Here is a 26,306-nt window from a genome sequence, read left to right as displayed (position 1 = left end):
TTTAAAAAGGGATTGTGTAATCGAAGTGCAAAAAATCAACTCAGAAAGGAGTTTATTTTTTATTGAAAAGAAACATTATTTTATTTTGCGGTCATTAGTAATTAAATATGTAAAAGATATTGTTATTAATACTGTAAATAAAATAGTAATTAATAATGTAAAAGAAATTGAATAAATTATCCGCGTAATTTATTGACGGTAATTTATTCAATATAGTTTATTTTGAGCGTAGCGAACACGCAGAGCGTGATGCGATATTTTTAGAGAGGAGATGTAATATGACAACTTGATTAACGACAATATTACCACCATAAAAATAACTAATAGCATCATTGTATGCTTTTTTATTTAATTTATTTTTATGTTGAAATGGAAATAAATCTTTAAATCTTTTTGTAATGTGAAATTTGTCAATTGTGTAATGCACCTTATTTTTAGGAAAATATTCTTGAATAAATTTTGCAATATTTTTAATTCAAGGGTCGCCATCACCTAAAACCATAATTTCAATATGATCATTAATATCATAATAACTTGTAATTAATATAAGTAATTTATTAACAAAATTAGTTAATTTACTTTTTTTAATATATTCTGGAATATTATCCAATTCTATAACACCTAATTTATTTGCAATTACAGGTCTTTTTTCAGTTAATTTTTCTTTATTAAAATCAGTATGAACAGTTGAAAATATACTATATTTTTTCTTTTCATTTCACATTTTATGGTTTTTTAAAACAGAATTTGCGAAATCGTGATAAAAAATTTAAAACAAAAGGAAAATTTGATAATCGTAGTAAATTAACTGATTTTAAGTCAGTTTGAGATATTGAAAATAAAGTTTTTAATGTTGGATGATTTGAAATGGATACTGTTGTTGGAAAAAACATCAATCTAGTTGTTTTGTTTTAGTAGAACAATCAAGTAAAAAATACTTTGCAATAAAATTAGAAAATCATACTGCTAGGGAAGTATAAAAAAGTTTAAAGATATTGTTATAAACAATAATTTAATTGGGAAAATTAAAGTTATAATAACAGATAGAGGTAAAGAATTTAGTGAATGACGAGAAATGGAAATATTTATTGAAACACAAGTATATTTTTGTGATGTTGGTAAACTTCGTCAAAAACCTTTAATTGAATATATGAATAGTGAATTAAGACACTTATTTCCTAAAGGCACAGATTTTAATAATGTTAGTCAAAAACAAATTGATTGAGTAGTTAATAATGTAATAAATGAAAAACTTCGACCGTGTTTAAATTGTATAAGTGCCAAAGAAATATTTTTGCAGAATATATAAACAATAAATATTTAAAAATTTATATTAAATTATAAAATATGTTATTAAAATAATAAAATATGTATTTATTAATTAAAATTAATAAATTATTTTTTAGTGTGTTTAAATATTGATAAAATAAAAGAAAAATTAAAATATTTTTAATTTTTTTTAAATTTATGGTTGATTTTTGTAATTTTTATTATATTATTTAATTAATAAAGATTTATTGCACTTCATTTTACATAATTCATCAGTATAATTTAAAAAGATTATAAGTAATAAATGGAGGTCTAAATGATAAAAATTGCTTTAATTTGTTCAGCAGGAATTAGTGCTAATCGAATTTTAGATAAGATTAATGATGTTATTGTTAAAAATAATTATGATATGCAATTTTTTGTTATAACACCAGAGCAATTAGAAAATAATTACAATATTATTTTATTAGCTCCTCAAGTAGAATATTTATCAACAAAAGTAGTTGCTATTGCGAAGAATAGCAAAGTTGCTGTGTTACCATCAGAATTATATATTAATAATGATTCTAAAGGGATTATTGATTTTGTTAATATGTTATAAGTTCAAATTTTTTGTTAAAATTTTTTTTTTTATTCAATTTTACGATAATTTTTTTAAATAAGATATATTTGCCTTATTTTTTATGCTAAAATATATAAGTATTATTTAGAAAAAAAGAGTGGTGATTTATATACTTGGACAGCAGGAACAGTCCGGACTGTTTTTACAATTAAGCCGGATTATTAAGCGTATCAATTTTTACAAAAGTAATACATTATTTAATGTTGTTTCTGACTATCAAGAAGATAATCACCGCAGTTATTTATAATAATTGCTAATATTTTTATTTTTGTTAATTTATCTTATTTTGTTTTGTCATGAAACAAAATCTTCTGATTTTTTGATTAATTCAAACATATTTTCGTAATTAATGTCAATATATCCCTTACTATCTCGAATCACTGTTGCTTTATTACTAACAATATTAATTAATTTTTTCGTTACAAAATGTGCTTTTATTGTTTGAATATAAACAACTGATCTATCTTTTCCAAACATGATTTGTTTCCTCTCTTACTTTGATGTTCGTGATTTAGTACCAGGAGGTTTGATTTACTTATCAAGTAGGGATATGGTTCCTGCTGATGTTCGCATTTTAGTTAGTCATGATTTATTTATTAATCATGCTTCGTTAATTGGGGAATCAATGCCAGTTGAGAAACACGCAACAACAGATAAGGTTAATTTATTAGAATTAGAAAACATTTGTTTAATGGGTACAAGTGTTGTTTCAGGTAGTGCAATTGCAATGATTATTAAAATGAGAATTAAAACATATTTTTCGTCAATTTCAAGTGTATTGCAAGAAAAACGCCCTTTAATTAATTTTCAAACATGAATATAATGAGTAACATTGCTATTAATTATGTTTGTGTTGATTATCGCATCAATTATTTACTTAATTTACTCAGGAACAAAAAGTGATTGATTAGTAGGAATAACATGAACAGTGGCAGCTATTGTTGGAATTATTCTTGAAATGCTGCCAATAATTGTGACAAGTAATTTAGCACGAGAAGCTCGTAAAATGAGCCGTAGTAAATTAGTATTTAAAAATTTAGGGGCAATTGATGTTTTATGTACAAATAAAACAGGGACTTTAACAAATGATAAAATTGAGTTAATTAATTATGATAGTTTCGACAATAAAAAAGAACCAGATTTATTGAAATTATTATACTTAAATAGCTATTTTAAAACTGGAATTAAAAATCCACTAGATTCAGCAATTATTGATTATGTTAAAAAAAGTACACATTATTTTGCTCCTGATAAATATCAAAAAGTTGATGAAATTCCATTTGTTTTTGAACGTCGTCGTTTATTAATTATTGTTAAAAATGCAGCAGATACAAAATTAATTTCAAAAGGAGCAATTAAAAAAAATTATTAATGTTTCAAATAAAATTTATTATTAAAATAAAATTGTTGACTTAGATGATGAAATGAGAAAACAAATCATTAAGACACTAATTAGTTTGAATGATCAGGAATACTGTGGCTTAGGAATTGGTTATAAAGTTGTTAATGAAAATCCAAAGGTTTATAACATTAATAATGAAAAAGATTTAATTTTTTATGGTTATGCAACATTTTTAGATATTTCTAAACCATTACCATCAAAAATAGTTAAAGTATTAGCTACTCTTGGTGTTTAATTAAAAATTTTAACAGGAGATAATGCTTCTGTAACGCGTTCGATTTGTGATCGTGTAGGAATGAAAATTAAAGGAATTATTTCTGGGGAAGAATTAGATAAGTTGACTGACTATGAATTAAAACGTGCGGTTGAAATTAATAATGTTTTTGTTAAATTAAATCCAACGGAGAAGTCACGAATTATTAGTTTACTAAAAGCGAATAATCATGTTGTTGATTTTGTGGGTGATGGAATTAATTATATGCCAGTATTACGAAAAAGTGATATTGCAATTTCAGTTATTAATGCAAGTGATTTTGCTAAGGAAGCATCAGATATTATTTTATTAGAAAAATCATTATATGTAATTGAACAAGGAATTGAGCAAGGACGTTTAATATTTGAAAATATTTTACATAATTAATTTTTATTTATTATTAATTATGTTTTATTTAAATTATTTTCGTTATAATTAACATAAGAATAAAATTATGAGAGGCTAAGGTGAAATTATTTAAAAAGGATAAAAAATATTATTGATTTAGGAATTTTATGACTTTAAGTCTTATTTGATTTATAAATTGTTAATGTATGTCTTAAAAGTCCTAAATTTATAATTTAGGTAAAAATATTTTTTAAGAAAAGGGGTATTGGAATGGCAAAAATAATAACTAAATTTAAGGGAAATAATAAAGAGTTTAAGGGACAAAAAAAAGAAATTGGTTTTTTAAAAACTGATGAGATTAAACAAATTTCCCAGTTTTCTCAAAGCGAAATTTTAGAACATTTTGAACTTAAAAATTTTGGTTTAACTTATGATGAAGCAGAAGAAATGGGTAAAAAATATGGTGATAATTCGCAAGAAAAAATGAAATTTCTTTGATTTAAACATTTTTTAAATGTATTGTTAAATCCTTTTAATATTGTTTTGGCTTTAATTGCGACCTATAATATAATTAGTTATTTTACTTTAGGTGGTGATAGTTTTGAAGTTATTGGAGTTATTATTATTGCTATTATGATTATTATTAGTACTACAATTTCATATGTTCAAGATATCCGCAGTTTTTTCGTGACAAAAAAACTAACAGATTTAGTTAGTAACACAATTACAGTAATTCGATTAGAAGATGATGAAAAAGTTTCTGAAGTATCAGTTAAAAATAATACTAGTTTAATTCGAGAAGCAAAAGAATTAGAAATTCATGAATTAGTACCAGGTGATTTAATTTATTTATCAAGTGGGGATATGGTTCCTGCTGATGTTCGAATATTATGAAGTAATGAACTTTTTATTAATCAATCCAGTTTAACCGGTGAGTCGTTACCTGTTGAAAAACATGCTAGTTATAATCGTCATAAAGCAAGTTTACTAGAGTTAGAAAATATTTGTTATATGGGTACAAGTGTTGTTTCAGGTAGTGCAATTGCAATTGTTATTGGTGCGGGAACAGAAACATATTATGCGACAATTTCAAAAACATTGCAAGTTAAACCACCAGAAAATAGTTTTAATCGTGGAATTAAAAGAACGACCTGATTACTATTATCATTTATGTTTGTAATGGTTCCCATTGTTTTTATTATCAATGGAATTACAAAAAATGATTGGTTATCTGCTTTATTATTCGCTATTTCAGTTGCTGTTGGTTTAACTCCAGAAATGTTACCAATGATTGTGACTTCTAATCTTGCTCGTGGTGCCAGTCGAATGAGTAAAGCCAAAGTAGTTGTTAAAAAATTAGAAGCAATTCAAAATTTAGGGGCAATTGATGTTTTATGTACAGATAAAACAGGAACTTTAACAAATGATAAAATTGAATTGGTTGATTATCAGTTATTAGATAATAAAAAAGATGATCGTTTATTAACATATTTATATTTAAATAGTTATTTTCAAACGGGATTAAAAAATCCTTTAGATAAAGCAATTATTCATTATATTGATAATCATCATTTATCTAGTTTTAAGGATGATTATCAAAAAATTGATGAAATCCCCTTTGATTTTAATCGGCGTAAATTAACGGTTGTTGTTTCAGACAAAGACAAACATCATACTTTAATCTGTAAAGGGGCAATTGAAGAAATTATTAAAAATTGTACAAGAATTGAATATAAAGGAAAAGTTGAAAAGATAACAGAAGAACATTTACGAATGATTTCTGCAACAGCAGAACGAATGAATAGTGAAGGATTAAGAGTTATTGGATTAGCATATAACCATGGTCATTATGCCGATAGTTATTATTCAACAAAAGATGAGAAAAATTTAATTTTTTATGGTTTTGTTTCTTTTCTTGATAAACCAAAACCTTCTGCAGAAAAAATGATTCAATTATTGCGAAAAAATGGAGTACAATTAAAAATTTTAACTGGTGATAATGAACAAGTAACAAGAGCAATTTGTAATCGAGTTCATTTAAAAATTCGTGGTGTTATAACTGGCGATTATATTGAAAAATTAAGTGAATTTGAACTCCGTGATGTTGTTGAACAAAATAATATTTTTGTTAAATTAAATCCATTACAAAAAGCAAAAATTATTAAAGCTTTAAAACAAAATCAACATGTTGTTGGTTTTATGGGCGATGGAATTAATGATGCACCTGTTTTACGCCAAAGCGATGTTGCAATATCTGTTGATAATGCAACTGATATTGCAAAAGAAGCATCAGATATTATTTTATTAGAAAAGTCCTTATTAGTTATGGAAAAGGGAATTATTCAGGGACGACAAATTTTTGGAAATATTTTAAAATATATTAAGATTACAATAGCCTCTAACTTTGGAAATGTTCTTAGTATTTTAATTGCTTCAGCATGATTACCATTTCAACCAATGATGCCAATCCAAATTCTATTTCAAAATTTATTATATGATATATCCCAATTGGCAGTAGCATTTGATAAGGTTGATGTAGACTTTTTATCAAAACCACAAACTTGAACAACAAAGGATATTTTACCGTTTGTTTTTGTTAATGGACCTGTTTCCTTAATTTTTGATATTTTAACTTTTGTTGTTATGGGTTATTATTTTGGGGTTCTTGCCAATCCACAACACATCAAAACTGAACAAATTACTTTATTTCAAACAGGTTGATTTGTTGAAGGATTAGTGAGCCAAACCTTAATTGTTCAAATGTATCGAACAAGAAAAATTCCATTCTTTCAATCAATACCATCATGGCAATTATTGGTATCCAGCATTGCCGTCATTTTGATTGGAATGACCTTACCATTTACATCATTAGGGCCAAAACTAAGTTTAGTACCATTACCCGCAATGTATTTTGCTTTCTTTACTGCATTAGTGATTGGATATTGTTTAATGAGTCAAGGAGTCAAAGATTTATATATTAAAATTTTTAAGCGATGATTATAGATTTACTTTTAGTAAATCTATTTTTAATGCAAAATAAAAAAAACATCTTGCTTTTACAAGATGTTTAAAATTATTCTTTAAATAATTCAAATAATGTTTTAATCATTACTCCAGTTCCACGCCCATCTTTAGTATCCGCTGTTCCAGCGATATCTAAATGAATATATGGTTTTTTTTCTACAAATTCACATAAAAAGGCAGCAGCAGTTGAACTACCAGCAAAGCGTGAACTTTCAGCATTTGTTAGATCAGCAATTGGTGTTTTACGCATTACAGCACTATGTTCTTCTAAAATTGGCATTCTTCAAATTCCTTCATGAGCTTTAGAAGCTGCTTGTGCAAATTGTTCATATCATCCATCATTATTAGCAAAAACACCAGTTAATCATTTTCCTAAAGCTACTAGAATTGCACCAGTTAATGTTGAGGCTTCAATTAATTTATCCACATTTAATTTACGTATAGCATAAGTAATACCATCAGCTAGAACTAATCTTCCTTCAGCATCAGTATTATCAATTTGAACAGTTTTTCCGTTCATTGACGTAATAACTGATTCAGTTAAAGTTGCTTTTCCTCCAATTCGATTTTCTGTTAAACAAGCCACCGCAGCAATATTTGTTTTAACTTGTGCTTTTGCTAAAGCTAATACTGTTGAGCAAACAATAGCTGCTCCTGACATATCAAATTTCATTCCAGTTAATGCTGTTGATGGCTTTAAGTTATATCCACCACTATCAAAGGTAATTCCCTTTCCTATTAAGCCAACTTTTTCTTTTTTACTTCTATCACCTAGATATTCTAAGATAACAACTCGGGGTTCTAAATAGCTTCCCGCATTAACAGCTAAAAGTAAACCCATTTTTTCTTTTTCAATTTCTTTTTTATCTAAAACTGTTACTTTTAAATTTGGGATTCCTTTTGCCATTTTTTTAATTTTTTCAGCAAAAACTTCTGGATACATTAAATTTGGTGGTGTATCTTGTAACATACGAGCAAAATTAACACATTCCATTTTAATTTGAATTTCTTTAAAAATAGTAGGTGCCTTGTCACAGTTATGGATTAAATTAATTGTATAAACTGATTTTTCTTTTTTATCTGTTTTTAAATTATAATTATCATTTAAAACATATAGTGTTCCTTCTGCTAGTGCTTTAAAAATATGAGTATTTGCTTCAGCACCTTTTTTAAAAGTGTCAACATCAATATTTAAACTATATTTAATTGTTTTCATAAAATTTTGAATAAAATCTTCAGCATTTTTAAAAGTTAATGCTTTTTCGAAATAAGAATAAATTGTTTTTTCTTCTGAAATTAAAGTAGTTGCACCGTTTTCTTGGACAACTAATGGGTTGATTTTATCACCTTTAAAAATTGCTTTTAGTGTTAAATCTTGTTTTTTGTCATTTAATAATACCATTGTAAAATTCCTTCTTTCTATATAGATAATTATATACAAAATATTATAACATTATCTAGAATAACAATAAAAATATTTTGTTTTCCGTTATAATATAAAAAGGTAAATTTAGAAAAAAGGAGAAAAGAATGAAACGAAATGAAGCACCAGCACAATATAAATGAGATTTCAATCATTTATATTCCAATCATGAAGCATGGAAAAAAGATTTAGCAAAAATTGCAAAAAAATTAGAAGAAATTATCACCTTTAAAGGAAAGTTAAATCAAATAGCTGTTTTTAAAAAATATATTTTTTTAGATGAAGAAATTGATTTAATTGCAAATAAAATGGGACAATATTTACATATGGGTGATATTGATACAACTGATTTATCATATCAAGAATTAGCAGGAACTTATTCAAATACTTTAAATCAAATTTTAAGTCAATTAGCTTTTGTTGCTCCCGAATTAAAAGCAATTGGTGAAAAAACAATTATGAGATGAATTAAAGAAGATTCTGCATTAAGTGCATATGAATATAGTTATAGTAAGTTTTTTAAAAATGCAAAATATATTTTATCAGAACGTGATGAAGAAATTTTAGCTTTAGTAACACGGTCACGAAGTGTAGCTTATGAATTATATGATTTATTAGCATATGCTGATAAAAAGTCAACTTTTATTGATTATCAAGGAACAAAAACAGAATTAACAAATAGTGTATATAGTGAAATTATGGAGAAATCTGATCCATTAGGTGAACAAGAATTTCGAATTAAAACAGCACAATTGTTTTCTGAGCATTTAGTTGATAAAAAACATTCTTTTGCACGAATTTATGAGGGAATCATTCAACATAGTGTTGAGTCTGTTCGCTTACGTGGTTATAAAAATACTTTACAAGCATCATTAAATAATGATGATGTATCTGAAGAAATTTATGAAAGTTTAATTAAATATGGTCGTGAAAATAGTAATTTATTTGTTCAATATAATGAGTTATTAAAAAAACATTTTAAATTTAAAAAGTTTTATCCAACTGATGGTAGTTTGAAGTTAGTTAAAAACATTGCATCATTAGATAAGAAATATACTGTTGAAGATGCAAAAAAAATGATACGTGAATCCCTACAACCATTAGGAAATGAATATTTAACCCAATTAGAGTTAGTTTGAAGTGATCATCGCATTGATTACTTTGAAGATACTAATAAACGTAGTGGTGCTTATTCATCTGGTGGTTCAGGAGTTGAACCAATTATTTTAATGAATTGAGATGATACAATTGGTTCAGTTAATACATTAGCACATGAAGCCGGTCATTCTGTTCACACATTATTAGCAGATTTAAATAATAAATATCCATTAAATAGTTATCCAATTATTTTAGCAGAAGTTGCTTCAACAGTTAATGAGCACTTATTATTTGATTATTTATATAAATATGCTGAAAGTAAAGAAGAAAAAATTTATTTATTACAAAATCGAATTGATGAAATTATGGCAACTTTTTTTCGCCAAATTCATTTTGCTGATTTTGAATGAGCTGCGCATAAAATGCTTGAAAATAATGAGCCATTAGATGCTGATAAATTAGCAAATCTTTTTGATCAAAAAGCTAATGAATTTGGTTATACTGTTTTTGATAAACATGAGTTACAACAAAAGACATATAGTTGACCACGAATTTTACATTTCTTTCATTCACCATATTATGTTTATAAATATGCAACTTGTATTGTTGCTTCATTTAAACTTTATAATGATGTCATTAATGGTCATTCAGAATATTTACTAAATTTTTTAAAACAAGGTGGTCGTAAAGAAGCATTAGCAATTTTAAAAGATATCGGAATTGATTATACTGATTCTAATGTTTATAATGGCTTGATTACAAAATTAACAGAAATGATTAATAATCTTACTCGATTATTAAAATAGCATTATATTAGTTATATTATATAAAAAAAATTATTATATTAAAAATAAAAATAAAAAATATTTGTTTAAATTAAAAATAATTTGATAAAAATTAATTTTATTTTGTTTTTAATATTTTTTTATAAAATATTATTAATACTTTAAGTATTAATTTAATTATTAAGTTTTAGAAAAGGAAAAAATACTGAAAAATGAAAAAATTATTAAATATTTTAGGAATATGTGGATTAATTAGTACACCCGGAGGAAGTTTAATTGCTTGTAGCGGTAATAAAAAACTGCAATATTTATAAGAAGCAATTACTGAAACGACAAATCAAGAGCAAGAAGATAATATAAATAATGTTAAAATAATAATTCACCTATTAAATCATAAAATTAATATTTTAAATGAACAAATAAACATAGAGAATCAATAAATAAACATAAAAAAAATCAAAAATTTACAAAATAATATTTTGAAACTAAAAGCAAAAATTAAAGAAATTGAAAAAACATTGGAATAAGATGACCTTAGAAATATCAAGGAAATTAATTTGTTAGATTTAAAAATTGAAGTTGGTGATATTGAAAAAGTAAAAGAATCAGAAATTAGACCATATTTACAAGCAGCAAAAACAAGATTATATTCCTTAGCTTTTGCCAATAATCCAGAAAATGATTTTTCTTTTAATTTCAATGATTACTTTAATTAGAATCAAACGTGAACAATTAATTTAGCAAAGACGGTTAATAATTATGTTATTAATATTATAGGATATAATAATTCTAAGAATAGTATTAAGTTAGAAATTTTATTTCCATTAGTATATGATATTATAGCAAAAGAATTAACTATGAAAATATTAAATTTATAATAAAAAAATGAAAGGAAAAAATAAATGAAAAAAATATTATGTTTAATAAGTGCAACAGCAATTGGAATTAATGGTATGTCTTTTACAGTTGCTAATAATTCATATGAACATATAACTACTAACAAACAATTAGAAAAATTAAAACCAAACCAAATTATTAATTTAACTAAATATGATGATAAAAAATTAAGCAGGTCAGAAAGAAAAACACTAGAAAATTTTGGAATAGTTTCATCTTCGGCACGCCCTATTGTAGAATTAGAATTAGATAAACAATTGGCAAGGTTAGTGCCAAAAGTAATGCCAAAATTATTAACTGCTAACCAGTATTCTTTTCAAAAAAATGCTCTTTAAAAATATTATAAATTTTTGTCATCGGACTTATTAAAATTAACACTAACAGCTAAGACTTTAATGGAAATAGTTGTTTTATTTATGTTAAATTTAAAAGAAGATTTTATAATTATACATCGTGTACGATGAAGCCGTAAAAAACAACTCTTGTTAAAGGGTTGTTTTTTTATTTAAAAACAACCATTAAAAGGAGATGAAAAATATGTTTAAAAATACTTTTATTAAATGCAAAAAATGTGGAACACCAAAGCAGTTTCATAAAGTAACCTAACCATCGTGAAAAAACAGAATGATTTGAAGATGTTTATTACACTGAATATTAAAATTTTTTTTAAAACATTAAATTTTATAAAACAACTTTAAAAATTAAATAATTGGCTCTACAAGTGTTTAATTTATAATTACATATTTTTAGGGAAGGTTCTCCAACAAGGCATTTCCGCCGGCATGAAACCATTAGAGCTGTTAACTTGTTTTTTTGCGATTTTGTAAATTAATGACTTTGATTAAGATAGACGCGTAGTGGTGCATTCACAACTATTAATTGCAAGGATAAAAATAAAATCGTGTGCGTAGAGGTTAAATAATTTTTAAGAACTGGGCAAGGATTTCTTAATTAATCTACTAGTGGGGACTTGATGAAATACTACAAGTAACTACAAAATGTAGAACATTGTAGTACTTTGTAGTTAATTGTAAAAATGAGAATTTAAAAATGATTATGAAAAAGAAAATATGTTTTAAAAAAAGATATTGAGGTTATTGCTTTAAATGTGATAAAGAAAATAAATATATTCTTACACACGATGAAATTACTGATGAACATTGAGCATTAGGTAAACAAAATTAGGAGGAATTAAATTATGAAAAAATATAAATACTTATTATTATCAAAAGATAAATTTGGATTTAATACTCAGTTTTTTTTATACATATATTGAAGCAGAGCTTACTGCTAAAAATATATTTTATAGTGAAAAAACTATTATTAATTTAGAAAAAATTGAATGACAAGGAGAATAAATAATATATGAAAAGTGACGATGGCAAAGTTTATACTGAAGAAGATTTATTTAATGAAGCATTAGAAGAGTGTTATTCAGAAGAGAGTGCTTATGACTATATTGAAAAATTAATTATAGAAAAGAATTTGGAGGAAATTTAAAATGAATAATAATAATAATAATGTAAAAGATATAGTTAAAAATGTTTCTTTTCCTTTTCTTATTAAAGGTAATGATTTTAAAGAATTAAGTTTAAAATAATTAAATATTAAAAAATGAATGGATGAAAATGGGTAATAATTAGCAGAATTTATTTATCGTCATCGTAATTATTATAATACTAATGGTTATAAAAATGTGTATTTAAAAGATATTACTAGTCTTGTAAGTAAAGTATATATTGTTTTTCGTGAACCAGTAAAAGTAGTTGATGATTGTTTAGATGATGTTAATAAATTAAGAAATAATTTAATTAAATTAAAAAAAATAATTTAAAATCATAAAATTGAAATTAAAAATAATATTAATCAAGTACGCATTAAAAAACAAAATGAATTATTTAAAGAACAAGAATTAAAAAAACAAGAATTACTTGAAAAAGAAAATAGTTTAACACCAGATATGGGTCTTGATATTGACCAAATTCAAGATGAACAAGTTCTTGTAATGGAACAAATTGAGCAAATTGATAAATCATTAGAACCAAAATAATTAAAAAAAGTTGGTATTAATTTAATAAAAGAAAAAATATTAATAAAAGATATTGAAATAATTGGAATTGATAATGATTTTTTAGAAAATGCAAATAAATTAGAATTAATTAATTTAATTAAAACTTATTTAGTTATTGATGAAAAAAATGTTAAAAATGAAATTAAAGCACAATGAGATAGTAATGTAGATATTAATACTATTGGTATTAAAGGTATTAAATTCAAAATAAATAAAGGAGTGAAATAAAATGACAACTGAATTACAACAATATATTAAAAGTGCAATTATTAAATATGAATTAAAAGTTAATGATAAATATTTAAAAGAAAATATTTTAGCACTTGAAGAATTAAAAATGAAAAATGGACAAAATTATTTGCAATTAGTTAATACTGCTGATAATACTAAAATTACAACATTAGGTATTATTAAATTAAGTAATAAAGGGTTAATTTTTGGAAAAGATTTTAATATTATTCCATTTAAAAATAAATTAACTACTGTTATTGATAGTAAAGTTTATTGTAAAAGAATTGAAGAAGCAGGATATAGCCCAAGAAAAGCAATTATTTTTAAAGGTGAGAAATTTGAATGAGATAGTTTAAATTCATGTCCTAAAATACATTAAATTAATTTTAATGCAAATACTAGTGATTTTAATGAAATAATTGGTTCTTATGCTTTTGCAAAAGATAAAAATGGTAATTATCAAGATATTTTATTAAAAAAAGCAGATATTGAATGATTAAAAAATAGTAGTCATAGTGGTAATAGTGAATATTCACCTTGAAATAAATGACCAAAATAAATGATTGAAGCAAAATTATATCGTAAATTAGCATTAGAAATGGGAATTGATATTTTTGATATTGATTTAGATGAAAAAGAAATTAAAGAAGATGGTAATTTTGAATATATACCTTTTAATGATATTACTGTCGCCAAAAATAAGGGGCAAATTAGCGATGGACTATTATAAATTTCCCCAATCTCTTATCCAGAAATAGCAGACACAAATGATAATGTCGTTAAAGAAGATGATATCTCAAATGTAACACCAGTAATTAATAATAATGATGAGGATTGAGCAACTTGATAAAAATAGGTATTGACCAATCAGGAACTGGTACTACGGGTCTTGTTGTATATGAAGATAATAAAGTTATTAGAAAAGAACAATATTATAGTAAAGATTGAAAATGTCACTTTAATTGTATTAGTAAAATTATAGATAAATATTATTATGGTGAAGATTATTATTATGAAGATGAAAATGGTTATTACATTCCACAAATATTAAATATTGAAGATTGCTTATATACCTTTGCTAATAGTTCAAAAGACAGAGATGATTTATTACGATTATCGGGAGCATTTTGTATACACCAATTTTTAAATTGAGTATCATTGGTGATATATTAGGTGCCATAGTATTAAAAGATTTAAATTTTATTTAAAAAATAATTTAAAATAATTATTAAAATATTCATATAAAAAAGTCAGTATCCTTAAAAAATTTTATGAATTTTTTAAAAGAGATGCATTTTTATTTGGAAAAAAATAATTATAATAATAATTTGATTATATTAATGTTATTTATTAAATTTATATAAAAAAAGTTAAAAAAGTTTAACTTTTTTTATGTTTAGTGTAATATATAATTAATGGTTTTTAAAAAAACAATATTAATAGTAAAAAAATGGATTAGGGAAGTATAAATATGTCAGATCAGGTTACCACAGATCAACAGTTATTACAAAAAGAAAAAAATGTAAAAAATGAATTGGATACTATTCATACAAAACGTCGCATTATTCTGGGAATTATGTATGGATTAATTTCTGCAGTTGGATATTCTATTGTACCATTAATGCTATATATTATTCCAGAACAAGGACCATATGGTAATTTAGCAGCGCCAATTAATGCTACTTTTTATGTGACAATTCAAGAAATAATGGCAACTTTTGTAATGTTTATTTTTTATAAACCCAAAAATTTTATTAATTTTTTAAAATTACTTCGTCATAAAGAAACTTGACTAATTGTATTATATGGTTTTTTAGGTGGTCCGGTTGCAATGGTATTTTTTCAGTTATCAGTTTTATTAACAATTAATCATCAAAGTGGTACAGATGGAACTGTTCCAGGATTATTGTTAAATTTAAATGTTATTTTAGCGGCAATTGGAAGTGCTATTTTTTTTAGTGCTCGTCAAAGTAAATATACTTGAACTGCTTTAGCAATTTCTACATGTTTAATTTTAGGAATGTCAATTCATTTTGCAATTGAAGAAGGATTAGCTTGATCATCGATTGGAGGGATGTGTTTAGCTTTAGTGACCGCTGGCTTTTATGCAATGGAAGCATTAGGAATGTCCAATTTAATGAGTTCTTCAAAAATTAAATTTACAAATCATGAAACAGTATCAATTAAAACAAGTTCTTCAGCGATATTAATGTTATTATTAGGGACACCAATTTCTGCAGTTTTTTCTTATCAAAGTTTCTTAGATGGTTATAAAATTTTTGCTAATTTTCAATATTATGATTATGCATTAATTGTTCTTGCTGGAGGAATTATTATGGGTAGTTCTCGAATACTATATTATTCATGTTTAGCAATGTCTGGCCCCATCTATACAACTTCAACCCAATTATTAATGTTTTTTTGAAACCCAATTTTTCAATATATTTTTATTGCAGTAAATGTTCCAAATAAAATTTCAGAACCAACATGATATTATTGAGTATATATTATTCCAATTGTCTTTTGTACTTTTATTATTTCTAGCAATGAATTTTTAGTTCATGCTAGTAAAGTTGGATGAAAGCGGGCCTTTCATGAATTATTTGGTAAGATTCCAAAACAAAATACAAAATAATGTAAGGTATTTTACATTTTTATTTTGGAAATTATATGATTAAATATTAATAGCAAGCAAAGGAATAAACAATGGAAATAAATAGTCTTTTATTTTTACGTGCGGTCCAGTTAGCTGTGATTGCTTAATATGAATTGGTTGGTAAAAATGATAAAAATATGTTAGACCAAAAAGCAGGATATTATTAATAAATTATTAACAAGTAATGATGTTAAAACAAAAATTGAAATTTGCAAAGGTGAACTTGATACAGCACCAATGTTATATCAAGGGCAAACTTTTTTTTCATTAACAAGCAATTACGATTGATATTGCAGTTGACCCAATTGAAGGGACAACACCGGCTAGTAAAAATGGACCGGGTTCAATTTCATGTATTGCTGTTGCTAAAAATAATACAATGTTATAAATCCCAGAAATGTATATGTAAAAATTGTTTTTATCACAGGACTTAGCTGTAATAGTTGATTTTAATTAACCAATTGAAGCAATTTTATTGACTTTATTAAAAATTAAGCAAAATTTATCATTTATTATTTTAAATAAACCGCGTCATCAAAAAATAACAAAAACAATGTGTCAATTAGGCATTAAGGTTGAATTAATTAATTAATGAGATGTATTAGGAGCAATTTATTTAGATATTGTTTTAATTCATCGCCCAAATTTAAATTTTTACAAAACTATCAAAGCATATACCGAATTGCTACAATGCAAAGCGAAAGGGTTAATTAATGTTGTTGGTGTAAGTAATTTTGATAAGGATATGATTGAAATTTTGTTTGAAAAAACAGGTATTTATCCAAATTTAAACTAAATTAAATTTAATCCTTTTAAGCAAAGATGAGATCGTGTACAATATTATCAAAATAAAAACATTTTGATACAAGCATATTCATCAATTGCTAATACAATCGAAAATTAAATTCTAGTTACCGAAGCTAAAAAATATAATTGTACTGTTGCTCAATTAGTTTTAGCTTGAATCCAATATTTTATTATTCAACCAATTGCTAAAGTAGAACTATTACGTCATATCCAAGAAAACAAGAAGAGTAAAAAAATTACACTAACTAAAAAAACAATTCAAATCTTACAGAGTCTTAATATGGTATGATAATATTTATTCCCAAACATTTGATAGGTTTTAATGAAAAATATTATTTTTTTTATTTATAAATTTAAATATATTCTTTCTTAGTGCAAAAAATTGAAAGAATTTTTAAATAAATTATTAATTATTAGTGTTTTTTCGTTTTTTATTAAAAGGTTTGTTATTTTAAAGTATTGTAACATTTTTCCTTAGTGAAGGATTTAATTTTTGTTATTTTTTAAATTTTTGTCATCTGTATTTGTTTTATTTTTTTTAGGTATTTTGCAGTATTTTGAGTTTGCTATGGTTTTTTACAATCTGTTAAACTTGATGATTATATACTAAATATTCCAATTGCACCTAAAATATTAAATAATCTTTTCATAGATTTAAAATGGTACCTCCTTTCTAAAAATAATAGTTTAATTAAAAATTAAACTATTAGTAATATCTTATAAAAAAATAATAAAATCAAAAGTAAATTTTGTTTTTATCAAATTATTTGTAAATTAAATTTATATTTTTAAAAATAATTTAATATTTTTTTAAATATCTTATTCTTAAATTTCTATGCTAAAATTTACAATGGTAATGAAAACTTAAAAAATGTTATAATATAAGTAAAGGTAAATAGGTCCAAAATGGAGGTCTAGAAAATGGCAGAAAAAATGGCTGAGATTTTATCTATATCTAAAAGAGTTAAAACATCAATTGATTCTGCTCAAACTTTAAATAAAGAATAACTTTTTTATTTTAGACATTTAACCATTGAACAAAAGTTAAAATTAAGACAAGCGGCTAATAATCCAAAAAATCCAAATTATATAATTTAACTACAATTAAATCACGAAAAACAAGCGGCTAATTGAATTAAAATTGATAAAAAGAAAATAAAAGATTTAACTGAAGATGGAAGATGATAATAATTAATAAAATTTTATTAAACTAAAAAATAGTTTCTAATAAGGTAATGTTATTATCAAGTTGGTTATTAGAGAGAACCTAATATCCATAATCATCTTATTAGTATTAATATTTTAACATCCGCATTCCACTGATGTTTTTAATTAGAATTAAATGAATGTAATTTTTAATTTAGATAATATTTTGTTATAATCATCTAGTTCTATGTAATATTTTATTAACTTTAAATTATGAAAAAATATTTTTATACCCATTAAAATTAATTTTATTTAAAGAGAAAAGTTATGAAAAAAAATGAAGATATTACAATAATTATTATTTTAATAACTAGTGTAATAATTATCTTTTCTATGGGAGGATTATTTTGATGTGTTTTAAAAGGCGATAATGAAATTGACTATGCTAAACATAGTGATTGTTTACTATACCGTAATCATAGTAAAAAAAATAAATTTATCTAATTTAAATAATAACCAATTAGTAAAAGGAACATTACAATCTTTTAAAAGTAAATTTAAAAAAAGATATCGTTAACTGATGAAGATTTTACATTTATTCATCGTTATGAAAATAATATGACTTATGAAGCAAGCCAGATGTCAATTAACAATTTTAACAAAAAGAAAAAATTTAACTATTTTCAAATATTTGCTAATGTTGTGCATGGAGTAACAAATAATCAAGTTTATTCTTATCAATTTGCGGAAATTGTTGCTGCTGTTGTTTCTGATAAGCAAAAGTTATTTATTAATAATTTAATTACTTTTGCTAATTTATTCGTTAATATTTATGGTTTTTCAATTTTTCAAAAATTATGATATAGTATTGAATTTAATAATGATATTATTAAAAGTAATTGCAATAACCCTTTAGTAGTAACAAGGTTAAAAAAGAATGGCCATTATTTAGCCCAATGTATGATTATTAGTGGTCGAACATTGCAAGAGCATGTAAACAAAAAACAATATGAAATTGGTTTTCATTCAACAGCAGATAATATTTCACAACAATTATTCATAAAATAGGACATTCCATTACAAATTATGTATCAGTTTGGCCCTCTGATCAAATTTATTTTAATCATAATATTAATGTTGATACTGGTAAATGTATTTGTGAATCTAGTAGCGAGCAACTAAATATTTGTGCATTTATTACTAATCCTGGTGATTTATTAGTTCAATATTTAGGACATCAAGTTGTAATAGCAATAATATTCCGTTTCAACAACAATTAGCAGCATGGTCGTTTATTTAATCTGGTTATGTACTAACTAGTGATAATGATGAATTATTTGAAGAATGATTTTCTTAGTGAATGTTGACACCTGATGAAAAAAGAACTTAATTGAGAAATTTTAAATGAATTTTATAGTATGTACTTTAGAAATTATTATTATTTAAATTAAAAACCAACTCTAGCTAGAGTTGGTTTTTAATTTACAAAAATTATAAAATAATTTAGCTGAGTGCTCTAAAGGTTTCTAATAATATATAAGGAACTTTGGTCTCAATAACCGTTAGTTGTTGTTGATAAAACTAATTCATCGTTTTCATTCATTTGTTAATATTTTGTGTGAAAATCAGAATAATGTTCATATATTAGATTAGTAATAGTGTTTGAATATTATCATTTGTAATTGATCCTCCCGCACCAGAATGATCTTCTTCTGGGATATTTCAAATAGTTGCATTTAATCAAGACATAAATTCTGAATTATATTTTTATTTTCAAATTTATTTATTATTTCTTTAACTTTGTAGAATAAAGGATGAAGTAGGACAAAAAAACCGACCCTTATTGGGTCGGTTTTTTTGTCCTACTTCATCCTTTATTCTACAAAATACAACTTGGTAAAAACTTAATTTAACTTTTAAAACATCGGGTGCTAAAAATTTATATCATTTTTCAAAAATTTCATATTTCATCATTTTGTTTTTGTTTATTAATAAGTAAATATAAATCCAGTAATTGTTGAATATAAATATTATTATTTATTTTATCAAAATAATTTTTTCTTATACCTTTTTCTGTTATTGAATCTAATTCAATAATATTTACTTCGTTATTTTTTAAATAATAAATCATATCATTTTCACCAATAAGATAAAGAGTATTTTTTGTAGTTGTTATTAATGAGATTTTTCCTCTTACCTCATTTATTTGCTCTGAATTTTTGTTTCGTCATTTTTTAATATATAAGCACCAAAATCAGTTCCAAAATAAATATCATTGTTGATAATTTCAATTGTTCAAACATTTTCATCAATACCATTTATTTTAGTGGCGGTTGTTTCCCTATTTTTTTAAAACATAAAGACCCTGATTCGTTGCAAAGTATACATTATGTTTTTTAGTAATTTCTAATAAATGAACACTTACATAATCAAGCCCATTTATTTTAGTTGCGCTTGTTTCGCCAATTTTAATATTATAATTACCAAAATATAACTGCAAACATAGATTTTATTATTAATTTTTAATTCATGATTAGTAAAAAAAATTAAAATTGTTTATTTTAACAGTAGTTGTTTTCCTATCAGTTAAAAAATAAATTCCATCAAAAGTGCTAAAATAAATTTGATTGTTAACTGTTATTCCATTAACATATTGAGTATTAATATTTTTTATCTTAGTTGCGCTTGTTTCGCCATTTTTTAAGATATAAGCGTCATTCTCAGTTCCAATGTATGTAATATTTTTATGAAAATTAATAGTTTTAAACAATTCATTAATTCCATTAATCTTTTGTTTTTTTGTATTATTATACTGCAAATAATAAAGTTCATTTTTAGTGCCCATAAAACTATTACCTTTATTGTCAAAAGCAATAAATTGTACTGTTTCTGTATTAATTTTTATTAACTTAGCATATTCAGTTTCAGTATTAATAAAGTTTGTTAAAATTTCATTATTATTAGGTTTAATAACAGTAATTGTGCTTATTACATTTAAAATAGCTATTGACATTGTTAAGATACTTAATATTTTTTTCATATAATTTTCTGCTTCTTTCTTTTGCTATATTAATCAAAATTATTTTCATAGAAACAAAAATGATATAGGTGTTATTTTAAAATTTTATTATGAAAATATTTATTATTCTTAAATATTCAATACTTCCAATTTTAATTTAATTAATATAACATCCTAAATCATTTTTCTGATTTAGTAATTGTATTTAGCATTAAAAAAATGAAAATATTTTTTAATTGTTTTAAAGATAAAAAAAGAAATGTTTTTAAACATTTTCTCCTTTTAATAGTTTTTGTAAATAATCACCAACGCCGCCTTCATCATTAGTTAAGTGTGTAATTCCCCGAGCATTAGTTTTTAAATTGTCATTTCCATTTTTCATTGCGATTCCATAACCAACATTTTGCAATAGTTCTAAGTCATTCATTTCATCACCAAAAGCAATAACATCACGAATATCAACGTTATAATATTGTGCTAAAATATTAGCTGCAAATCCTTTTGAAACAAGTTTATTTGTAATGTTAATCATTATTTGGACCTGACCGCTACTATAATGTCCGATGTTAACTTGGACAGAGTTTTTAAAATTTTCAAAAATTCTTAAAATTTGATCTTTTTCATTAGCATTGTTTAAATATAAGGCCATATTACTAGCTGGACCTTTTCAAGCAATATAAGGATTGGCAATAAAATATTCATCATCAGCCACATCATCAAGATGAAAGTAATTTTCAATTGCCTCATCTTTTTTTCAACAAATTGCTTTATCATAATGTTCAATTAAGACATTTGCAACAATATTTTTTACATCAGGATGGTTGATAATACTCATAATAACATCATAAGAAATTGGAAAAACTAAACGTTTAAACTCTCGTTTTAATGGGTCATGAATATGACCACCATCAAAGTTTGTTAATAAGGTGTCTAACCCTAATTCACGATAAAAGCGAATACTTGCTCGATGAGGGCGACCAGTTGTAATACATACTTTATGCCCAACTTTAACAGCTTCTTTGATTACATCTTGTGTTTTTGTATGGATTGTTTTGCCATCATTCATCAATGTTGTACCATCTAAATCAATTAGAATTAAACGTTTTTTATTTAGGTGTTGTAATTTCATGGGACTCCTTTCTAAAAAAAATAATTATGTTTCTAATCCCTGTATCTCTTATTATATCTAATATTTTTATATTTATATTATTTTTAAAAATTTAGCAGTATTTAATTGACTTTGCTAATCAATATGATAATATATAATTGTAAAATTAGCAAACAATAATATAGAGTGCTAAAAATTAAAGGAGGCAAATGTATGGATTTAACACAACAATATGAACCAGGTAAAGATCCAAAAGTTCTTGAAAAATTTGCCAAAAATCTTAATAAAGAGGCTCTTGCTGGAAAATTAGACCCAATTATTGGACGTGAAGATGAAATTAATAGAGTAATTCGAATTTTATCACGAAGAACAAAAAATAATCCGGTCTTAATTGGTGAACCTGGTGTTGGGAAAACAGCGATTGTTGAAGGACTAGCACAACGAATTGTTAAAGGTGATATTCCTAGTAATTTAAAAAATAAAACAATATATGAATTAGATATGGGAGCATTAATTGCTGGTGCGAAATTTCAAGGTGAATTTGAAGAACGTTTAAAAGCGGTTTTAAATAAAGTTAAAGAATCAAATGGCGATATTATTTTATTTATTGATGAGTTGCATTTAATTGTGGGAGCTGGTAAGACACAAGGTAGTATGGATGCTAGTAATTTATTAAAACCAACGTTAGCGCGTGGCGATTTGCATTGTATTGGTGCAACGACTTTAGATGAACATCGTTTATATATTGAAAAAGATGTTGCTTTAGAGCGACGCTTTCAAAAAGTAGTTGTCAGTGAATCAACCATTGATGAAAGTATTTCAATTTTACGAGGTTTAAAAGAACGATTTGAGACCTTTCATGGGGTTAAAATTCATGATAATGCTTTAGTTGCATCAGTTAACTTATCGTCTCGCTACATTACTGACCGTTTTTTGCCAGATAAAGCAATTGACTTAATTGATGAAGCTTCTGCAACAATTAAAACAGAAATTGCATCAGTTCCAACCGAATTAGATAATTTAAATCGGCGAATTATTCAGTTAGAAATTGAAAAAGCAGCTTTGCAAAAAGAAACTGATAAGGCATCTAATGAACGGTTAGTTGATATTGAAAATGAATTAAAACCATTAAAAGCAAAACAACAAAAATTAGATATTCAATGAAATTTGGAAAAAGAAAGTATTACTAAATTAAAAAACTTAAAATCACAAGTTGAACAATTGAAGAAAGAGTTAGAGCAAGCGCAATTAAGTGGTGATTTTAATCGTGCTGGTGAAATTCAATATGCTTTATTACCAAAACTAGAAAAACAATTACATGAACAAGAAAAACAAGCTTCAGGTTCACATCTTTTGAAAGAAGATGTAACTGAGCGTGATATTGCCGCAATTGTTGGAAAGTGAACTGGTATTCCAGTTGACCGTTTAGTAGAAACAGAAAAGGCAAAATTATTAAATTTAAGTAAGATTTTACGGCGTCGTGTTCGCGGTCAAAAAGAAGCAATTCAACTAGTTGCTGATGCAATTATTCGTAGTAGAAGTGGAATTAAAGACCCAAATAAACCAATTGGTAGTTTCTTATTTTTAGGACCAACAGGAGTTGGAAAAACAGAAGTTGCCCGTAGTTTAGCATATGTTCTTTTTAATTCAGAAAAACAAATGGTACGATTAGATATGTCTGAATATATGGAAAAACATTCAGTAAGTAAATTAATTGGGGCACCACCAGGTTATGTTGGTCATGAACAGGGTGGACAATTAACCGAGGCTGTTCGTCGAAGCCCATATTCAATTGTTTTATTTGATGAAATTGAAAAAGCACATCCTGATATTTTAAATATTTTGTTGCAAATTTTAGAAGATGGTCGTTTAACTGATTCATTAGGTAAAACTGTTGATTTTAAAAATACAATTATTATTATGACTTCTAATATTGGGTCAGAATATTTATTAAATGAAAATAATGATAGTGTTGGTTTATTAATTCAAAAAGAATTAGCTAGAAAATTTAAACCAGAGTTTTTAAATCGAATTGATAATGTTGTGACCTTTAATGCTTTATCAAAAGATGTTATTAAAGAAATTATTGAAAAAGAATTAGCTGAATTAACACAACGAATTGAAAATAGTAAAAACATTAGTATTAGTTATTCTGAAAAAGTATTAGAAAAAATTTTAAACGAAGGATATGATCGTGAATTTGGAGCACGGCCAATTAAGCGATATATTCAACGAAATCTTGAATCGTTAATTGCTCATGCTATTATTTCAGAAGAAGTTCAAGAGGGTAAATCTTATACAATTGATGTAGTTAAGAACGAAATGGCTATTAAGAATAGCACAAAATTAAATTAGCACTTGCATTCTTTAAATGATAAATTTATAATATTAATTGTTAGCACTATTTAGTGTTAATTGCCAAATATTTATAAGAATTGTAGAATCGAGGTGCTGCTGGTGTTAACCCAACGACAAGAAAACATTTTAAAAGTAATTGTAGAAGAATACACAAAAACAGCACAGCCTGTTGGAAGTAAAGCTATTATGGCTTGGTCCTTAATAGATTCTTCTTCTGCAACAATTCGTAATGAATGTGCAATTTTAGAAAAAGAAGGTTTTTTAGAAAAAGAACATGCTTCATCGGGAAGAATTCCATCAACAAAAGGTTATCGTTATTATGTTGATAACTTGATGGTTGAGAAAAATATTGATGATATTAAAAACCGTATTGAAGCCTTATTTGTTAATCGAAATATGTCAATTAATGATATTCTTGATCAAACAGGCCAAATTTTAAGTGAAATGACAAATTTAACAACAGTTGTTGTTGGTCCAAACTTTCAAGAAGAATTATTAAAAAAAATTGAATTATTGCCAATTTCTGAAACACAAGCAGTTGTTGTTTTTGTTTTAACAAATGGGCATGTTGAAAATAAAATGTTTACAATTGATAAAAATAGTTCGATGAATGATTTAAAAATTTCTGTTGAATTATTTAATACACGGTTAGAAAATACTAAAATAACTGATATTCCAACAAAATTTGAAGTAATTCGTCCAATTTTAGAACAACAAGTAAAACATTATGAATATATTTTAAAACAATTTGTTAACGCTTTAACAAATATTGTTAAACCAAGTTATTCAACACATGGGATTCAATATATGCTCCAAAATCCGGAATATAATAATCCAGAACGAATTAAACAAGTTATTAGCTTAATTGAAACAATTTCACCGTTTGATTATTTTAAAAAACAACAGAATAACCCAAGCGAAAATTTTGTTTCAATTCAAATTGGGAATGAAACAGGGTTTAACAATGATGATATGGCTTTGTTGACAACAACTTATAAGGTTGATGATATGCAAGAAGGAGGAATTGCTTTAGTAGGGCCAAAGCGGTTAGAATATGATAAGCTTTATGAAGTTCTTGAATGATTAACTTATCGGATTAAAGAAGCATATCAAAAAGAAGATAGAGAGGGTGAGATTAATGAGTAATGAAAAAAATAATAAATCTTCGCCAAACCAATTAAAAGAAAAAATTCAACAATTACGGAAAGAATTAGCAAATAATCAACCTGCTGATTCACCGTCAGAACCAGGGAAAACAGCAACAGCACCAACAACTGAAGCAAATAATTTGGCAATTATTGAAGATTTAGAACATGAAATTGATTTATTGTTAAAAGACAATTTACGCTTGCGAGAAGAAAAATTATTAGTTTTAGCTGATGGTGAAAATTTAAAGAAAAGAATTCATGAAGAAGTTGCTGATATTAAACGTTATCGTGCAGCAGGGATGGCAGAAAAATTATTGCCAACATTAGATAACTTTGAGCGTGCTTTACAAGTTACTAATGTAACACCAGAAGTGAAAAACTTTTTAACAGGGTTTGAAATGATTTATCGTATGTTTAAAACGGTTTTTGAAGAAGAAGGTATTACCGCAATGGAGACAAAAGTAGGAGAACAGTTTAATTCTAATTTCCATTCGGCAATTGAAATTATTGAAACAACTGATGTTTCATCAGGATGTATTGTTAAAATTTTACAAAAAGGATATATGATTCATGATCGTGTCTTACGTCATGTATCAGTGCAAGTTGCAAAATAACTAATTTAAGAGAGGAAGGTATTATAA

At 25.0% G+C, this 26,306-nt stretch carries 31 protein-coding genes and 1 pseudogene; 26 read left to right on the top strand and 6 right to left on the bottom strand.

All coding sequences use genetic code 4. The annotated features are described in order from the left end of the window. Window positions 1-25: 25 nt before the first annotated feature. Window positions 26-175: a hypothetical protein gene (locus SKUN_RS09495; RefSeq protein ID WP_158500816.1), complete on the top strand. Its 150-nt coding sequence runs from the start codon at window positions 26-28 to the stop codon at window positions 173-175. Between the two features lie 42 nt (window positions 176-217). On the opposite strand, the gene SKUN_RS06450 is transcribed toward SKUN_RS09495, so the two are convergent. Then, window positions 218-724: a hypothetical protein gene (locus tag SKUN_RS06450; protein WP_053391330.1), complete on the bottom strand. Its 507-nt coding sequence runs from the start codon at window positions 722-724 to the stop codon at window positions 218-220. Here SKUN_RS06450 and SKUN_RS08550 point away from each other — a divergent pair. Continuing rightward, window positions 721-1,309 (top strand): annotated as a pseudogene (locus SKUN_RS08550) (IS30 family transposase); the annotation flags it as partial. The gene SKUN_RS06450 and the pseudogene SKUN_RS08550 sit on opposite strands and share 4 nt — an antisense overlap. 276 nt (window positions 1,310-1,585) lie before the next feature. Further along, window positions 1,586-1,870 (top strand): PTS sugar transporter subunit IIB, encoded by a 285-nt coding sequence (locus tag SKUN_RS06435; RefSeq protein ID WP_053391327.1) that lies wholly within the window; start codon window positions 1,586-1,588, stop codon window positions 1,868-1,870. Between the two features lie 297 nt (window positions 1,871-2,167). Here the strand turns inward: SKUN_RS06435 and SKUN_RS06430 are convergent, their stop codons facing one another. Continuing rightward, complete coding sequence (locus SKUN_RS06430; RefSeq protein WP_053391326.1) at window positions 2,168-2,368, bottom strand: hypothetical protein; 201 nt, start codon at window positions 2,366-2,368, stop codon at window positions 2,168-2,170. Between the two features lie 49 nt (window positions 2,369-2,417). Here SKUN_RS06430 and SKUN_RS10925 point away from each other — a divergent pair, with 49 nt between their 5' ends. The 5 genes from SKUN_RS10925 to mgtA all read left to right on the top strand — a co-directional run bounded on the left by SKUN_RS10925 (window position 2,418) and on the right by mgtA (window position 6,897). Further along, the gene (locus SKUN_RS10925; RefSeq protein WP_235511006.1) at window positions 2,418-2,714 is read left to right on the top strand and encodes a P-type ATPase; all 297 of its coding nucleotides are present in this window, start codon (window positions 2,418-2,420) and stop codon (window positions 2,712-2,714) included. A gap of 9 nt (window positions 2,715-2,723) precedes the next feature. Beyond that, window positions 2,724-3,263, top strand: coding sequence for an HAD family hydrolase (locus tag SKUN_RS10920; protein ID WP_235511005.1), 540 nt, complete (start codon window positions 2,724-2,726; stop codon window positions 3,261-3,263). A 52-nt stretch (window positions 3,264-3,315) separates the two neighbouring features. After that, the gene (locus SKUN_RS10915) at window positions 3,316-3,528 is read left to right on the top strand and encodes a hypothetical protein (protein WP_235511004.1); all 213 of its coding nucleotides are present in this window, start codon (window positions 3,316-3,318) and stop codon (window positions 3,526-3,528) included. Window positions 3,529-3,588: 60 nt separating this feature from the next. Beyond that, the gene (locus SKUN_RS10910; RefSeq protein WP_235511003.1) at window positions 3,589-3,933 is read left to right on the top strand and encodes a hypothetical protein; all 345 of its coding nucleotides are present in this window, start codon (window positions 3,589-3,591) and stop codon (window positions 3,931-3,933) included. 231 nt (window positions 3,934-4,164) lie between these two features. After that, window positions 4,165-6,897: a magnesium-translocating P-type ATPase gene (mgtA, locus tag SKUN_RS06420; protein WP_053391325.1), complete on the top strand. Its 2,733-nt coding sequence runs from the start codon at window positions 4,165-4,167 to the stop codon at window positions 6,895-6,897. A gap of 70 nt (window positions 6,898-6,967) precedes the next feature. Here mgtA and SKUN_RS06415 read toward each other — a convergent pair whose 3' ends face one another. Then, the gene (locus tag SKUN_RS06415) at window positions 6,968-8,320 is read right to left on the bottom strand and encodes a M17 family metallopeptidase (protein WP_053391324.1); all 1,353 of its coding nucleotides are present in this window, start codon (window positions 8,318-8,320) and stop codon (window positions 6,968-6,970) included. A 128-nt stretch (window positions 8,321-8,448) separates the two neighbouring features. On the opposite strand from SKUN_RS06415, the gene pepF reads away from it, so the two are divergent. From pepF to SKUN_RS10885, 15 genes are all read left to right on the top strand, one after another. Next, entirely contained in the window at window positions 8,449-10,245 is a 1,797-nt protein-coding gene (gene pepF, locus SKUN_RS06410) for an oligoendopeptidase F (protein ID WP_053391323.1), read from the top strand. A gap of 191 nt (window positions 10,246-10,436) precedes the next feature. Further along, entirely contained in the window at window positions 10,437-10,538 is a 102-nt protein-coding gene (locus SKUN_RS10905; protein ID WP_235511002.1) for a lipoprotein, read from the top strand. A 243-nt stretch (window positions 10,539-10,781) separates the two neighbouring features. Then, window positions 10,782-10,940 (top strand): hypothetical protein, encoded by a 159-nt coding sequence (locus SKUN_RS10900; RefSeq protein ID WP_235511001.1) that lies wholly within the window; start codon window positions 10,782-10,784, stop codon window positions 10,938-10,940. Window positions 10,941-11,126: 186 nt separating this feature from the next. Continuing rightward, a complete protein-coding gene (locus SKUN_RS06405; RefSeq protein ID WP_053391322.1) occupies window positions 11,127-11,456 on the top strand; it encodes a hypothetical protein in 330 nt (109 codons plus the stop codon). A 715-nt stretch (window positions 11,457-12,171) separates the two neighbouring features. Then, complete coding sequence (locus SKUN_RS11470; RefSeq protein WP_268794828.1) at window positions 12,172-12,306, top strand: hypothetical protein; 135 nt, start codon at window positions 12,172-12,174, stop codon at window positions 12,304-12,306. A gap of 180 nt (window positions 12,307-12,486) precedes the next feature. Further along, complete coding sequence (locus SKUN_RS11465) at window positions 12,487-12,621, top strand: hypothetical protein (RefSeq protein ID WP_268794827.1); 135 nt, start codon at window positions 12,487-12,489, stop codon at window positions 12,619-12,621. A 196-nt stretch (window positions 12,622-12,817) separates the two neighbouring features. Beyond that, window positions 12,818-12,955, top strand: a complete 138-nt coding sequence (locus SKUN_RS09490; RefSeq protein ID WP_158500815.1) for a hypothetical protein — start codon at window positions 12,818-12,820, stop codon at window positions 12,953-12,955. A gap of 466 nt (window positions 12,956-13,421) precedes the next feature. Beyond that, complete coding sequence (locus SKUN_RS06400; RefSeq protein ID WP_053391321.1) at window positions 13,422-13,802, top strand: hypothetical protein; 381 nt, start codon at window positions 13,422-13,424, stop codon at window positions 13,800-13,802. A gap of 180 nt (window positions 13,803-13,982) precedes the next feature. Next, window positions 13,983-14,153, top strand: coding sequence for a hypothetical protein (locus SKUN_RS09485; RefSeq protein WP_158500814.1), 171 nt, complete (start codon window positions 13,983-13,985; stop codon window positions 14,151-14,153). A gap of 113 nt (window positions 14,154-14,266) precedes the next feature. Then, window positions 14,267-14,596: a hypothetical protein gene (locus SKUN_RS06395; RefSeq protein ID WP_053391320.1), complete on the top strand. Its 330-nt coding sequence runs from the start codon at window positions 14,267-14,269 to the stop codon at window positions 14,594-14,596. Window positions 14,597-14,894: 298 nt separating this feature from the next. Further along, window positions 14,895-16,058, top strand: a complete 1,164-nt coding sequence (locus SKUN_RS06390; protein WP_053391319.1) for a hypothetical protein — start codon at window positions 14,895-14,897, stop codon at window positions 16,056-16,058. A 298-nt stretch (window positions 16,059-16,356) separates the two neighbouring features. After that, complete coding sequence (locus SKUN_RS11835) at window positions 16,357-16,467, top strand: fructose-bisphosphatase class II (RefSeq protein ID WP_408640749.1); 111 nt, start codon at window positions 16,357-16,359, stop codon at window positions 16,465-16,467. A 213-nt stretch (window positions 16,468-16,680) separates the two neighbouring features. After that, entirely contained in the window at window positions 16,681-16,875 is a 195-nt protein-coding gene (locus tag SKUN_RS10895) for an aldo/keto reductase (protein WP_327196288.1), read from the top strand. 1,484 nt (window positions 16,876-18,359) lie between these two features. Continuing rightward, window positions 18,360-18,536, top strand: coding sequence for a hypothetical protein (locus SKUN_RS10890; protein ID WP_235511000.1), 177 nt, complete (start codon window positions 18,360-18,362; stop codon window positions 18,534-18,536). Between the two features lie 135 nt (window positions 18,537-18,671). Then, window positions 18,672-19,100 carry a hypothetical protein gene (locus SKUN_RS10885; RefSeq protein WP_235510999.1) on the top strand — a complete coding sequence of 143 codons (429 nt, stop codon included), beginning with the start codon at window positions 18,672-18,674 and terminating at the stop codon, window positions 19,098-19,100. Between the two features lie 871 nt (window positions 19,101-19,971). Here the strand turns inward: SKUN_RS10885 and SKUN_RS10880 are convergent. From SKUN_RS10880 to SKUN_RS06365, 3 genes are all read right to left on the bottom strand, one after another. Continuing rightward, the gene (locus tag SKUN_RS10880) at window positions 19,972-20,163 is read right to left on the bottom strand and encodes a hypothetical protein (protein WP_235510998.1); all 192 of its coding nucleotides are present in this window, start codon (window positions 20,161-20,163) and stop codon (window positions 19,972-19,974) included. A 402-nt stretch (window positions 20,164-20,565) separates the two neighbouring features. After that, window positions 20,566-21,072 (bottom strand): hypothetical protein, encoded by a 507-nt coding sequence (locus SKUN_RS10875; protein WP_235510997.1) that lies wholly within the window; start codon window positions 21,070-21,072, stop codon window positions 20,566-20,568. Between the two features lie 244 nt (window positions 21,073-21,316). Then, on the bottom strand, window positions 21,317-22,180 hold the full coding sequence (locus tag SKUN_RS06365; protein ID WP_053391318.1) for a Cof-type HAD-IIB family hydrolase: 864 nt from the start codon (window positions 22,178-22,180) through the stop codon (window positions 21,317-21,319). A gap of 192 nt (window positions 22,181-22,372) precedes the next feature. Between SKUN_RS06365 and SKUN_RS06360 the strand changes: the two genes are divergently transcribed. The 3 genes from SKUN_RS06360 to SKUN_RS06350 all read left to right on the top strand — a co-directional run bounded on the left by SKUN_RS06360 (window position 22,373) and on the right by SKUN_RS06350 (window position 26,279). Next, complete coding sequence (locus SKUN_RS06360; protein ID WP_053391317.1) at window positions 22,373-24,514, top strand: ATP-dependent Clp protease ATP-binding subunit; 2,142 nt, start codon at window positions 22,373-22,375, stop codon at window positions 24,512-24,514. A gap of 93 nt (window positions 24,515-24,607) precedes the next feature. After that, on the top strand, window positions 24,608-25,663 hold the full coding sequence (gene hrcA / locus SKUN_RS06355) for a heat-inducible transcriptional repressor HrcA (protein WP_235510996.1): 1,056 nt from the start codon (window positions 24,608-24,610) through the stop codon (window positions 25,661-25,663). After that, window positions 25,656-26,279, top strand: coding sequence for a nucleotide exchange factor GrpE (locus SKUN_RS06350; RefSeq protein ID WP_053391315.1), 624 nt, complete (start codon window positions 25,656-25,658; stop codon window positions 26,277-26,279). The genes hrcA and SKUN_RS06350 overlap by 8 nt, the downstream gene beginning before the upstream one ends. Window positions 26,280-26,306: the final 27 nt, after the last annotated feature.

The sequence above is a fragment of the Spiroplasma kunkelii CR2-3x genome, from assembly GCF_001274875.1.
In the GTDB taxonomy this organism is placed as follows: Bacteria; Bacillota_I; Bacilli_A; order Mycoplasmatales; family Mycoplasmataceae; genus Spiroplasma; species Spiroplasma kunkelii.
The sequence above is the reverse complement of the archived record's forward strand: the minus strand, read 5'-3'. Positions and strand labels throughout refer to the sequence as shown.